Origin of the sequence: Glycomyces sp. NPDC047010 (assembly GCF_040644205.1) — a bacterium.
Classification (GTDB): Bacteria; Actinomycetota; Actinomycetes; order Mycobacteriales; family Micromonosporaceae; genus Glycomyces.
On record NZ_JBEYVY010000024.1, the window covers coordinates 1 to 11,957 of the forward strand.

Here is an 11,957-nt window from a genome sequence, read left to right on the forward strand (position 1 = left end):
TCTCGCTTATTGGTTCTCTGGTTTTCCGCGGTGTGCTCTCCCGACCGCCCCCGGGGTGGGCCATATCTCGCGGGTCGCGCCGCGGGGGCGGGGCCCGGGGCCCGGCCGCCGTACTACCATGTGGGAACCGTCGAGCCCGGGAGCGCGCCATGACCGAGACCCACACCGTCGTCAACCAGCCCCCGCCCCTGCTGGGCCGCAACCTCTTCGACGCCAACCGGCCCCTCGTCGAGGCCGCGACGCGCACCGGCGCCGACTGGATCGCCGACGACGCGCGGGAACTCGGCGAAGTCCTCGCCGGACCCGACGCCGCGCGCTGGGCCGAGGAGGCGCACCGGTACCCGCCCGTGCTGCGCACCCACGACCGGTACGGCAACCGCGTCGACGAGGTCGACTTCCACCCGTCCTGGCACCGCTTCATGGGCCTGGCCGTCGAGCACGGCGCCCACGCGATGCCATGGGCCGAAACGCGACCGGGCGCCCACGCCGCCCGCGCCGTGACGCTCTCGCTGCTCGCGCAGATCGAGCCGGGGCACTGCTGCCCGATCTCCATGACGTATGCGGCCGTCCCGGCCCTGCGCGCCGAGCCCGCGCTCGCCGCCGAGTGGGAGCCCCGGATCACCTCCCGCACCTACGACTTCGGGCTGCGGCCCGCCGCCGACAAGGCGGGCGTGCTCGTCGGCATGGCGATGACCGAGAAGCAGGGCGGCTCCGACGTGCGCGCCAACACCACCGCGGCGACGCCCACCGCGGACGGCATGTACACGCTGCGCGGCCACAAGTGGTTCTGCTCGGCGCCGATGAACGACGCGTTCCTGGTCCTCGCCCAGGCGCCCGGCGGGCTCACCTGCTTCCTGCTCCCCCGCGTGCTCCCCGACGGGACGCGCAACGCGATCCGGTTGCAGCGCTTGAAGGACAAGCTCGGCAACCGGTCCAACGCCTCGGCCGAGATCGAACTCCACGACGCGCTCGCGCACCGCGTCGGCGACGAGGGCCGCGGCGTCGCCGTCATCATCGAGATGGTCAACCACACCCGCCTCGACTGCGTCATCGCCACCGCCGCCGGGATGCGCCAGTCCGTCGCCGAGGCGACCTGGCATGCGGCGCATCGGAGTGCATTCGGCTCGCGCCTGGTCGACCAGCCGCTCATGACGCAGGTCCTCGCCGACCTGTGCGTCGAGTCCGAGGCCGCCACCGCCGTCATGATGCGCCTCGCCGGCGCCTACGACGCGCCCGGCGACGCCGCGTTCCGGCGCCTCGCCACCGCCGTCGCCAAGTACTGGGTCTGCAAGCGCGGCCCCGGCCACGCCGCCGAGGCCCTGGAGTGCCTGGGCGGCAACGGGTACATCGAGGAGGCGCCGCTCGCGCGCCGCTACCGCGAGCAGCCGCTCCTGTCGATCTGGGAGGGCTCGGGCAACGTCATCTGCCTCGACGTGCTCCGCGCGCTCTCGACCTCGCCGCAGTCCGCGGAGGCGTTCCTCGCCGAGATCGAGCCCGCCGCAGCGGAAGACGCCCGCCTCGCCGCCCACCTGGACGGCGTCAAGCGCACCCTCATGTCCGGAGTGGACCAGACCGGGGCCCGCCGCCTCACCGAGGACCTCGGGCTCGCCCTCCAGGCGTCCCTGCTCGTGCGCCACGCCCCGGCCGAGGTCGCGGACGCCTTCTGCGCCACCCGACTCGGGCCCGACCGCGGCCTCGCGTACGGGGCCGTGCCCGTCAAGGCCGCCAAGGACATCGTGTCGCGGCATCTCCCTGCGTAGCGGGGACCTCGCTTTATCCCCAATTCATGCCAAGGCCGACGCAAATCGAGCCCCAGCGGCCTCACTACCACACGGTGAACTCGTTGCGCCACAAACCGGCTCCCTACAGAAGGTGAACAAGATCTATATTCAGGGGTTGTAGCCACCGCCGGGCCGTGTGTAACCGTCGGCCTCACCACGGAACGGAGCAGCATGGACAATCCCTATGCGAACATCGCCAGCCCCGACGACGCGCGCGCCGCGCTCGCGAACTGGAAAGAGAAGGCCGACAAGATGGCCGCCGACGCCGTCGCGGCCTCCGAGGCGGTCCAGGAGCTCACCGCGATCGGCATGGACCGCAACGGGGCCGTGGCCGTGAAGCTCAACTCCTCCGGGGCCGTGATCGCCGTCCAGTTCTCCCCCGAGATGCAGCGCATGCAGCTGCGGCACGCCGAACGCCAGTTCATGGAGGCGTACCAGACCGCCGGGCAGAACCTCCTCGAAGCCGCCAAGGCCGCCGTGAACGAGCGCCTCTCCGAGTCCTCCCCCACCGCCCGCGCGCTGGTCGACTCCATCAAGATGCGCTTCCCCGAGCCCGAAGAGGACGAGCAGCCGTGAGCGACCGCTTCGACGTCGTCCCCGACGACCTCCGCGCCCACGCGGCCAACATCGACGCCGTGCGCGAGCGCTTCGCCGACGTCCTCTCCGCGATCGACACGATCGCCCAGGACGACCAGGCGTACGGCATCATCTGCCAGTTCCTGCCCCCGATCCTGGCCGGGCGCCAGGACGACCAGAAGGAGCTGACCACGATGGCCGAGGAGAACCTCGACCTCCTCGCGCAGGCCGTCCGCGCCACCGCCGAGGACTACGAGGCCGTCGACGAGGCCACGGCCGCCGACTACACCGCCATCCAGAACGAGCTCTAGGAGGCGATCCCGTGAGCGACCTCGTTGCGACCGAGAGCGACGTCCCCGCCCAGCCCGGCGCCGCCTTCGCGGGCGCCGGCATCGTCGAGTCCTACGCCGGGCTCGCCATGGCCATCGACTCCGGGTCCTGGATCGACGCCTCCATCGCCGGACTCGGCGCCGCCCTGGAGACCGTCGGCGCCGTCATCGACCCCATCGGCACCCTCGCCGCCGCGGGCGTCGGCTGGCTCATCGAGCACGTCGAGCCCCTCCAGGAAGCCCTCGACATGCTCGCCGGCAACCCCACCCTCGTCGAATCCCACGCCATGACCTGGGACAACGTCGCCACCGCCTGCTTCGAGATGTCCGAGCAGCTCGCCGCCTCCATCCAGGCCGACCTCACCACCTGGACCGGCGAGGCGTCCACCGCCTACCACTCCATGGGCGACGCCAACGCCGACGTCGTCGCCTGCGTCGGCGGCACCGCCCTCTCCCTCGCCACCGCCACCCGCGGCGCCGGCCAGGTCGTCACCATGGTCCGCGAATTCGTCCGCGACTTCGTCGCCGAATGCATCGGCTCCCTCATCGCCTGGGCCGCCGAAGTCGCGTTCACCGTCGGCATCGGCGCCGCCTGGGTCATCCCCAAGGCCGTCATGCGCATCACCGAATGGGTAGGCAAGATCTTCGGCTGGATCACCGGCCTCATCGACTCCATAACCGCCCTCCGCGACCTCCTCTTCGGGTGAACCCCATGCGCCGACTCCTCCGCCAGGCCGTCCTCCTCCCGATCCTCCTCGGGCTCATCGGACTCCACACCCGCCATCACGGCACCGACGCTCCCAGCACGCACACCCCGAGCACCGACACGCCCAACTCCGACTCGCCCGACCGCCCGACCCGCCGCTCCACCGGCCTCCCCGGCCAGAGCCACTCCGGCGATGTCCAGGCCGGCCGGGAACTCGCCTCCAGCTCCCGGCCGAGCAGCACGACCCCGAGCACCCAGAAACGAGGGGAGGGCGGCCGGTTCGTGTTCGACCCCGACAAGCCCGAACGCAAGACCCCGTCGGTCGAGGAGGACCCGCACCAGCGACCCGGCCTGCGCACCACCACCCGCGACGAGATCTGGGACAACGCCGTCACCTCCAGCGACGACGGGAAGGTCCGGGACCCCGAGACCAATGAGGTCATCGACAGGGACAGCAACTGGCAGGCCGGACACCTGCCCGGGTGGGAGTTCCGCAAGCACCGGGCGGAGGCCCAGGCGGCGGACACACCTCGGGACGACTTCATCGACGAGTACAACACCGCCGAGCGGTTCCGCCCGGAGACCAAGGCGACCAACGAGTCTCACAAGGGGGAAGCACCCGATTCCGTCAACCACTGGAAGGACTTCTACGATTCCAAGGAATGAGGCCGGGGACGTGAACCGGTTGCCCGAACGCACGGGACCGACAGATCCGAAGCCCAGATTAGGGAGTCAACCGTATGGCCCTCAACCAGCGAATGCAGATGGTCGCCAGGCGCGCGGCGGATCTCCTCGGCGGGGGCTCCGCCCCCGACGATGTCAAGCGGTACAACGCTCCGGACAGCGGCGACTTCATGGATGTGGCGAGGTTCGCCGCGTCGCCGTCACCCGGACTCACCGCCTATACGACGCTGGGACTCTCAGCGGCGCCCCTGCTGGACCACGGGCGCGAGTTCCCCGCCCGCGTGGAGATCTGCGGGGCGGCGGACGACGAGTACGACAAGTTCGCGGGCGTGGTGGCGACCGCGGCATTCGATGTGATGGGCGGGGAGTTCATCTACCCCGACCGCATCCTCGTCGACGTCGTCGCCACTTACTACCCCGACTACGCCGCGCGGCACGCGCTGTTCGTCCAGCCCTCCTTCTGGGACCCGGGCCTGACGCGGCTCGACGCCGACGGCAGGACCGTGCTCTGGCTCCAGCTCGTCCCGGTCACCGACTCCGAAGTCGCGTTCGCCAAGTCGAACGGCTCCGAGGCGCTCGTCAAGCGATTGATCGAACTGGACGCGAAACCCTCCGACCTCCAGCGGGCGCCGGTGGCGTGACCGCGCCCCCGACATGATCGGACCCGGGTTCCGGAACGGGCCGCGCGTTCCCGGTCCCGAACAGGCAATTGCCGGGAACTGACGGGAACCACGCAATGGCACTGAGCATGTTCGTCCTGAAGACCGCCGAGGACGACGAGACCGTCACGTACGGCTACGGCGACGGCCCCGACGAGCTCTCCGGGTCCGTCACGATCGCGAAGGAGTCCGGCGCGCCTGTCGAGGCGTCACTGCCGGGACGCGCCGAGATCGCACTGCGGGCGATCTTCAAGGGCAGGAGCCGGACCGGCGACTGGCCGCACCACTACACCTACGCGGCCTGAACAAAGGAGGAGCAGTGACCGACGCCGACGCTTACCTGCGGGCCTGGGAGCCCGACAATGTGGTCCGCTTTCCGCGGGACCAGTGGATGCGGGAGTTCGCGGCCCCGGCGGCCAGCTACCCCGACGTGGACTTCCTTCCCGTGGAGATGTCGGCCGTGTACACCGCGTACCTGACCGGCCGGTTCGAGCTGTACACCGCGCTCGACCTGGGCGGGGACGCGGGCATGCAGCTCAAGGTGATCGGCGGGGTCCCCTCGGACCGGGACGGGATGCTGTTCTGCCTCGACACCGCGACGGGGCGCGTGCTGCTCCTCGGGGTCGCGGAGGGCACGCTCGAACTCGTCAACTCCACGTTCAAGGCCCTGACCGAGTTCCTGTACCACTTCGCGCGGTTCGTGGACGCCGACTCCGGCGCCGCCGGGCGCCCGGCGCGGGCCAAGGCCCTGCGCGCGACCCTGCACGCCGCCGACCCCGCGGCGCTCGCCGACCCGGAGTCCTGGTGGTCGATCGCCCTCATGCAGCTCGAAGGAACCGTGACGTGAGCGCGTCGTGAAGTCGGCCGGCAGGCCCTAGACCACCGCGGCCTTGCGCCGGAGGTTCGCCTCGGTGCGGGCGGTGATGTCGTTGCACGCCTCGCAGACCGTGGCGGGGATGAGGCCGGCCCTGGTGAGCAGGGCGAAGATCTTGCAGCCGAGGCAGAAGCCGAACGCCGATTCGAGGGTCGCCGCCGCGGTAAGCGCGGCGAGGACGATCCAGCCCGCGAGGTCCGCGTCGAAGACCAGCAGCAGGAGCGCCGAGGTCACCGAGAACGCGACGCCGATCGCCTGCGCGAAGCGCTTGGGCGGGCCCGGGACGGGCTTGGGGGCCAGGGGCAGGCGGGGCACGATGACGCGGGTGACCAGCTGACCGAGCACGCTCAGCTTGGGGCCCGTGGCGGCGCGGGCGATGAAGCCCGCAGCGATGACGACCACGAGCCACTCGGCCTGGAAGGCCAGGGCGGCGAGGCTCATGAGGACGACGCCCCCGGCGACGAGGCGCGCGGCGACCTCGTTGACCGGGTTCGGGAAGCTGAAGAGTCGGCGCATCGGGCGGATCACTCCAAGATCGGGGACGGGCAGGCGGGCGGCCTGCGAATCCTATATCTCCGATAGGAGTACTGCAATCTGCGTCCGAGATTTGGGAAGGCACCGTTGAGGCAACGCTGTCGGGACGGCGCGCTTCAGTCGTCGAGTTCCAGCTCCGCGGCGGCCTCGGGGTCCACGCGCTTCCACAGCTCGAAGAGCCGCTCGGCGGCCTCCTGGCTGTCCGGGGTGTCCGGGGCGCCGAGGTCGGCCATGCGCCACATCAGCCCGTGCACCTCGGCCGCGGCCTGCGGTTCGGCGGCCACGACGGCCTCGGCCCAGTCGATGCCGCCGCCGGTGGGGCGGACGGTCGACGCGAGGGAGGCGATCACCGCGTCGGTCCCGCGCCCGGCCCGCCGCTCGGCGCGGCGCCTGGCGAACCGGACCATGGCCGCCTCGATAGCGCCGCCGAGGAAGGCGCCCCCGATGAGGCCGAGGAACACGCCGCCCACCAAGGGTTCGACGACGGAGCCTGCGAGGACCGCGCCGATCGCGGCCCAGGCCAGCAGCCACCGGAGGCCGAGTCCGTGCACGATGTCGAGCCAGCGGGGCGGCGGTTCGGCGAAGCCCGCGAGCGCGGCGTCGAGGCGGTCGGCGGCGGGTGCGACCGCGGCGGACGGGGCATCGGGGTTCGCGACGAGGACCCACTTCGAGCGGGGTCCGTCGATCAGCCAGGGGGCGGCGGGCAAGCGGGGCTCCTCGGAGTCAGGGGATCATCGTCTCCACGAGGCTGTCCTGGAGCAGGTTGAGCCAGGAGTAGACGATCACCGTGGGCACGCGGTCGTCGTCCTCGGGCAGCTCGAAGAGCTTGTCGGCGTCCGCCTCGGTCTCGATGCCCAGGCGCACCGCCAGCGCCAGGCGCAGGTCGTTGAGGGCGCCGAGCCAGTGGCGGGAGTCCTCGGCGTCGAGGCTGAGGACGCCGCCGCCGGGGCCGAGGGCGTCGAGGTCGGCGATGAGGGCCCGCGCGTCGGCGCGCTTGCGGGCGATGAGGTCGTTCTCGGTGAAGCGGCGGAACTCGGCGGAGAACTCTGCGTTGTCGTCGTCGTAGGCGTCCGGGAGGAGCCGGGCCAGGACGGGGTCGGCGGGCGGCTCGCTCGGGCCGGTCGCGAAGATCGCCGCGATCGGGTCGTCCACGGGTTCGCCGCGGGTGTCGAGGAGGTCGGTGATCTGGTCGGCGAGGTCGCGGAGGATGCTCGTCTCGGCCCCGCCGAGGCGGATCGCGGCGCCGCCGGGGAACTGCTCGAAGCCCTCCATCACTTGTCCTGACTCATGGTGGCCCACAGGCCGTAGCCGTGCATGGCGTGGACGTCGCGCTCCATCTCCTCGCGGCTGCCGCTGGAGACGGCGGCGCGGCCCTTGTTGTGGACGTCGAGCATGAGCTTCTCGGCCATGGCGTCGGTGTACCCGAAGTAGCTGCGGAAGACGTACGACACGTAGCTCATGAGGTTGACGGGGTCGTTGTGCACGATCGTCGTCCAGGGGACGTCGGGCGCGACGGCCTCGTTCGCCTCGGTGCCGACGGCCTCGGCCGGGGCTCCGGCGCCGCCGAGTTGCGGCAAGATGATCACTCCCCAATGCTCCCATCGAAGGCCGCGGCGCGTCCGGGCGGGCGGGCGGCGGAGCAGTGGGGTGAGATGGTACCCGGAGGTGGCCGTGATCGCACTGGTGCTCGCGCTGGGCAGTTCCCTCGCGTACGGCGCCGCCGACTTCCTCGGCGGGCTGGGCGCGCGGAAGGCGCACGTCCTGCGGACGGTGATGTGGGCGGCCCCGGCGAGCCTGGTGGTGGAGCTGCTGCTGTGGCCGCTGCTCGGGGCGTCGTTCACTCCGGCGAGCCTGGGGTGGGGCGCGGCGTCGGGCGTGGCGTCGGCGGGGGCGTTCCTGCTGCTGTACCGGACGCTGGCGATCGGGCCGATGAACGTGCTGTCGCCGGTGACGGCGCTGGTGTCGGCGATGCTCCCGGTGGCGGTGGGCCTGGCGCAAGGGGAGCGCCTGGGCGCGGCGGGCCTGGTCGGGCTGCCGCTGGCGCTGGGCGCGGTGGTCCTGGTGAGCGCCGGGCCGGGCGCGCGGTCGGCGCGGCCGTCTCGGAAGGCGCTGCTGCTCGCGTTCGGCGCGGGCGCGGCCATCGCGCTGCAACTGGTGTTCCTGCACCAGGCGCCGGACGACAGCGGCGTGGCGCCGCTGATCGCGGGCCGGACGGTGGCGTCGGCGCTGACGCTGGCGGCGGCCGGGCTGCTGCACCGGCGGCTCGGCGAGGAGCGGCCCGCGTACGCGCTGTCGGTGGCGGCCGGGGCGCTGGACTCGGTCGCGAACCTGCTGTTCCTGCTGGCGGCGCGCAGCGGCGACCTGGCGGTGGTCGCGGTGATCGCGGCGCTGTACCCGGCCGGGACGGTGCTGCTCGCGCGGCGCGTGCTCGGGGAGCGGTTGCAACGCGGCCAGCTCGCGGGCCTGGGGGTCGCGGCGGCCGCGGTGGTGCTGCTGGCCCTCGCGTAGGACGCGAGGAGGCCGCCGGTCCGCACCCCCCTGGCGCCGGGCCGGCGGCCCCTGTCCCCTCGTGAAAGCCTTGCGAAGTCCGGCTACCCGTCCTCGGGCGGGCTATGCACGATCGGCGGGGACTTTTATCGGATCATCTGCGCCGCAGCGTGGTCGGCGTGGAATCGGAAGCGGTCGGCGATGGGGGTGCGCACGCGCGCGAGCCCGTCCTCGCGCTCCTGGAGCTCCCACAGGCCCATGGTGAGCCGGTGCGCCTCGCGCGGCTCCTGCGAGTGGCGGTAGGTCCACTCGTACATGTCGAACAGGGGCCACCAGGTGTACCCGACGACGTCCACACCGGACGCCCGCAGGTCGTGCAGTGCGGCCACGGACTCGTCGAGCCAGGCGAGCCGGGCCTCGACGGTGCCGGTCACGCAGGTCTCGGTGAGCATCACCGGGGCGCCGTACCGCTCAGCGGCGCCGCGCAGCAGTTCGGCGAGGCCCGCGGTGCCGTCGTCGCGGACGGGCCGCGGGTCGGGGAAGCCGCCGCCGTGGAAGACGCCCGCCTCGAAGACCTCCGTGGAGTGCAGCGGGTAGTAGTTGACGCCCACGACGTCGGGCCGCACGGGGGCCTCGGCGAACCAGGCGAGGTCGGCGTCGGTCCAGCCGTGCCCGCGCAGGAACGGCGCGAGCGGGTGCGCGTCGCCGACGCGGCCGGTGACCAGGTCCTCCACGAGGAACACCTGCTCCTTGAGGCGCGCGGCGTGCTCGCGGTGCTCGGGCGCGTCGGTGTCGCCGGTGAAGCGCATCCCCGCGTCCACGTGGACGAACACGGCGTCGGCGAGGACGTCGCCGATGGCCCGCTGGGTCTGCACGAACCCGCGCGCGAGCTGGCCGACCATGGCGCTCAAGCCCTCGGGGCCGGAGAGATACGGGGGCCAGTAGGCGTACTCCCCCGTGAACAGCGCGTGGATCATCGGCTCGTTCACCGGCGTGTAGTCGGTGACGCCCAGGTGCGCGTAGCGTTCGGCGACCGCGGCACCGTACTCGGCGACCCGCTTCGGGTAGTCCGGGTTCGCGAACTGGCCTTCCATCCACAGCGGCGTGCCGTAGTGCATGAGGTCCACGACGGGGCGCAGCCGCAACTCCGCGAAGCGGTCCATGACGGCGTCGAGCCAGCCCCAGTCCCACCGGCCCGGCTCGGGCTCGATCCGGTGCCAGGGCACGCCCCAGCGCACCAGCTCGGCGCCCGCGTCGGATGCCAGCGCGAGGTCGGCGTGCCACTTGTCGTAGTGCTCGGTGAGCGCGTACTCGTCGATCGCGCGCTCGCCGGGCCGCGACTGCGGCACGAAGGTGTCCTCGACGCCGACCGCGAAGTGGAGCCTGCCGTCGCGGTGCCATGGGTGGGAGGTCATTTGAGTCCTGTCGTTGCGATGTTCTCGATGAAGCGGCGCTGGATGAGGAGGAACGCGATGACGAGCGGCAGGATCGCGACGAGCGATCCGGCCATCATCACGCCGTGGGGGACGATGCCGCTGGGTCCGGTGAGGAGCGTCAGGCCGGAGGTGATGGTGCCCATGTCCGCGTCGGTGGTGAACACCAGCGGCCAGAGCAGGTCGTTCCAGTTGTTGACGAAGGTGAAGAGCCCCAGGGTGAGCAGGGCGGGGACGGCGTTGGGGAGGACGACCGAGCGGAAGACCCGGAACTCGGAGGCGCCGTCGATGCGGGCGGCGGCGTCGATGTCGCGGGGCAGGGAGAGGAAGAACTGGCGCAGGAAGAAGATCCCGAAGGCGTCGGCGGCGCGGGGCGCGATGAGCCCGGTGTAGGTGTTGACCCAGCCGAGGTCGGCGACGAGCTGGTAGAGCGGGATCAGGGTGGCCTGGAACGGGATCATCAGCGTGGCGATGATCGCGACGAGGAGGACCTTGCGCCCGGCGAAGTCGATGCGGGCCAGGGCGTAGGCGGCGAGCGAGTCGAAGACGAGCGCGAACGCGGTGACGCCCCCGGCGAACAGGAAGCTGTTGCCGACCAGGCGCGCGAACGGCAGCTCGGAGGTCACTTCCTTGAGGTTGTCGAGGGTCCACTGGTCGGGCAGGAGGCTCGGCGGGTAGGCGTTGACCTCGGCCGCGGGCTTGAACGCGGTGAGGACGATGATCGCGATGGGCAGGAGCACGATCGCGCTGACGACGACGAGCGCGACGACGGCGAGGACGGTGGAGGGCCTGGTCTCGCGCAGGCGGGTGCGGAGGGCGCTCATGAGGACAGGTCCTTTTCCTTGCGGCCGAAGAACACGAATTGCACGAGGCTGAGCAGCAGGGTCGCGATGAGCAGCACGTACGACAGCGCGGAGGCGAACCCGAGGTCGAGCTTGCGGAAGCCGGACTCGTAGATCTCCATGACGAGGGTCTGCGTGTGGCCGTAGGGGCCGCCGCCGGTCATGACGTAGATCTGGTCGAACGCCTGGAGCGCGGCGATCATCGCGAACACGAGGACGAACAGCATCGTGTTGGACAGCATGGGGAGCGTGACGTTCCGGAAGCGGTTCCAGGGCCCGGCGCCGTCCATGCGGGCGGCCTCGTAGAGCGAGGTCGGGATGTCCTGGAGCCCGGCCAGGAAGATCACGAAGTAGAACCCGAAGAGCTTCCACACGGCGACGAGCGCGACGGCGGGCATGGCGAGCGTGGGGTCCTCCAGGACGTTCCCGAGCTGGATGCCCATGCCGCGCAGCCAGTAGTTGAGGAGGCCGACCTGCGGGTCGATGAGGTAGCTCCAGGCGAACGCCGCGACGGCGAAGGAGACCACGAACGGCACGAACAGGGCCGTGCGGAAGAAGGACCGGAAGGGCATGCGCGGGCTGTTGAGCAGCAGCGCGAGGCCGAGGGCGGCGATCACGGCGGTGGGCGTGAACAGCACGGTGTAGAGCAGGGTGTTGAGGACGGCGTCGCGCACGTCGGGGTCGGTGAAGACCGTGGCGTAGTTCTCCAGGCCGATGAACTCCTCGCGGCCGAACCCGCTGGCGTCCATGAAGGACAGACGGAGCGCGGAGATCATGGGCCAGACGACGAACAGGGCCAGGATGATGAGCGCGGGCGCCAGGAACGCCCAGGCTTTCGCGTTGCGCCCCAGGGGGCTGCCGGTGGCGCGGCGGCGCCCGCCGAGCGGCGCCGGGGGCCGGTACCGGCGGGCGGTCGGGTTCTCGGTGGTCATGGCTTCCTCTCGGTGCTGGACGGCGGCGGGGCGGGCGGGGGGGCCGGGGGGGGGGGGGCCCGCCCCGCGCCCGATTAGGCGGGGGCGGGCGGGGGGAGCGGGGGGGGCGCGGCGCGCCGG

General features: G+C 71.8%; 16 protein-coding genes. 9 read left to right on the forward strand and 7 right to left on the reverse strand.

Annotated features, from left to right (window positions below; genetic code table 11):
* Positions 1–149: 149 nt before the first annotated feature.
* The 8 genes from AB0A65_RS26620 (at position 150) to AB0A65_RS26655 (ending at position 5,582) form a co-directional block, all read left to right on the forward strand.
* Positions 150–1,760 carry an acyl-CoA dehydrogenase family protein gene (locus AB0A65_RS26620; protein ID WP_359955890.1) on the forward strand — a complete coding sequence of 537 codons (1,611 nt, stop codon included), beginning with the start codon at positions 150–152 and terminating at the stop codon, positions 1,758–1,760.
* A 192-nt stretch (positions 1,761–1,952) separates the two neighbouring features.
* Complete coding sequence (locus tag AB0A65_RS26625; RefSeq protein WP_359955893.1) at positions 1,953–2,357, forward strand: hypothetical protein; 405 nt, start codon at positions 1,953–1,955, stop codon at positions 2,355–2,357.
* On the forward strand, positions 2,354–2,668 hold the full coding sequence (locus tag AB0A65_RS26630) for a type VII secretion target (RefSeq protein ID WP_359955896.1): 315 nt from the start codon (positions 2,354–2,356) through the stop codon (positions 2,666–2,668). The genes AB0A65_RS26625 and AB0A65_RS26630 overlap by 4 nt, the downstream gene beginning before the upstream one ends.
* Positions 2,669–2,679: 11 nt before the next feature.
* Entirely contained in the window at positions 2,680–3,393 is a 714-nt protein-coding gene (locus AB0A65_RS26635; protein WP_359955899.1) for a hypothetical protein, read from the forward strand.
* Between the two features lie 5 nt (positions 3,394–3,398).
* Positions 3,399–4,058, forward strand: a complete 660-nt coding sequence (locus AB0A65_RS26640) for a GH-E family nuclease (protein ID WP_359955902.1) — start codon at positions 3,399–3,401, stop codon at positions 4,056–4,058.
* A 74-nt stretch (positions 4,059–4,132) separates the two neighbouring features.
* On the forward strand, positions 4,133–4,717 hold the full coding sequence (locus AB0A65_RS26645; protein WP_359955905.1) for a suppressor of fused domain protein: 585 nt from the start codon (positions 4,133–4,135) through the stop codon (positions 4,715–4,717).
* A gap of 95 nt (positions 4,718–4,812) precedes the next feature.
* Positions 4,813–5,040 (forward strand): hypothetical protein, encoded by a 228-nt coding sequence (locus AB0A65_RS26650; RefSeq protein ID WP_359955908.1) that lies wholly within the window; start codon positions 4,813–4,815, stop codon positions 5,038–5,040.
* Between the two features lie 14 nt (positions 5,041–5,054).
* Positions 5,055–5,582, forward strand: a complete 528-nt coding sequence (locus AB0A65_RS26655) for an SUKH-4 family immunity protein (protein ID WP_359955911.1) — start codon at positions 5,055–5,057, stop codon at positions 5,580–5,582.
* A gap of 27 nt (positions 5,583–5,609) precedes the next feature.
* On the opposite strand, the gene AB0A65_RS26660 is transcribed toward AB0A65_RS26655, so the two are convergent.
* The 4 genes from AB0A65_RS26660 to clpS form a co-directional block, all read right to left on the reverse strand.
* On the reverse strand, positions 5,610–6,125 hold the full coding sequence (locus tag AB0A65_RS26660; protein WP_359955913.1) for a DUF4395 domain-containing protein: 516 nt from the start codon (positions 6,123–6,125) through the stop codon (positions 5,610–5,612).
* A 134-nt stretch (positions 6,126–6,259) separates the two neighbouring features.
* A complete protein-coding gene (locus AB0A65_RS26665; protein WP_359955916.1) occupies positions 6,260–6,850 on the reverse strand; it encodes a hypothetical protein in 591 nt (196 codons plus the stop codon).
* A gap of 16 nt (positions 6,851–6,866) precedes the next feature.
* A complete protein-coding gene (locus AB0A65_RS26670; RefSeq protein ID WP_359955919.1) occupies positions 6,867–7,415 on the reverse strand; it encodes a DUF2017 domain-containing protein in 549 nt (182 codons plus the stop codon).
* Positions 7,415–7,723 (reverse strand): ATP-dependent Clp protease adapter ClpS, encoded by a 309-nt coding sequence (clpS, locus tag AB0A65_RS26675; protein ID WP_359955930.1) that lies wholly within the window; start codon positions 7,721–7,723, stop codon positions 7,415–7,417. Before clpS ends, AB0A65_RS26670 begins: the two co-directional genes overlap by 1 nt.
* Positions 7,724–7,814: 91 nt before the next feature.
* Here clpS and AB0A65_RS26680 point away from each other — a divergent pair, with 91 nt between their 5' ends.
* A complete protein-coding gene (locus AB0A65_RS26680) occupies positions 7,815–8,651 on the forward strand; it encodes a DMT family transporter (protein WP_359955933.1) in 837 nt (278 codons plus the stop codon).
* Positions 8,652–8,776: 125 nt separating this feature from the next.
* Here AB0A65_RS26680 and AB0A65_RS26685 read toward each other — a convergent pair whose 3' ends face one another.
* Genes AB0A65_RS26685 through AB0A65_RS26695 form a run of 3 tightly spaced genes read right to left on the reverse strand, consistent with a single transcriptional unit; the run spans position 8,777 to position 11,837 of the window.
* Positions 8,777–10,045: a family 1 glycosylhydrolase gene (locus tag AB0A65_RS26685; RefSeq protein ID WP_359955922.1), complete on the reverse strand. Its 1,269-nt coding sequence runs from the start codon at positions 10,043–10,045 to the stop codon at positions 8,777–8,779.
* Positions 10,042–10,887 (reverse strand): carbohydrate ABC transporter permease, encoded by an 846-nt coding sequence (locus AB0A65_RS26690; protein WP_359955924.1) that lies wholly within the window; start codon positions 10,885–10,887, stop codon positions 10,042–10,044. Before AB0A65_RS26690 ends, AB0A65_RS26685 begins: the two co-directional genes overlap by 4 nt.
* On the reverse strand, positions 10,884–11,837 hold the full coding sequence (locus AB0A65_RS26695; protein WP_359955927.1) for a sugar ABC transporter permease: 954 nt from the start codon (positions 11,835–11,837) through the stop codon (positions 10,884–10,886). The genes AB0A65_RS26690 and AB0A65_RS26695 overlap by 4 nt, the downstream gene beginning before the upstream one ends.
* Positions 11,838–11,957 lie beyond the last annotated feature (120 nt).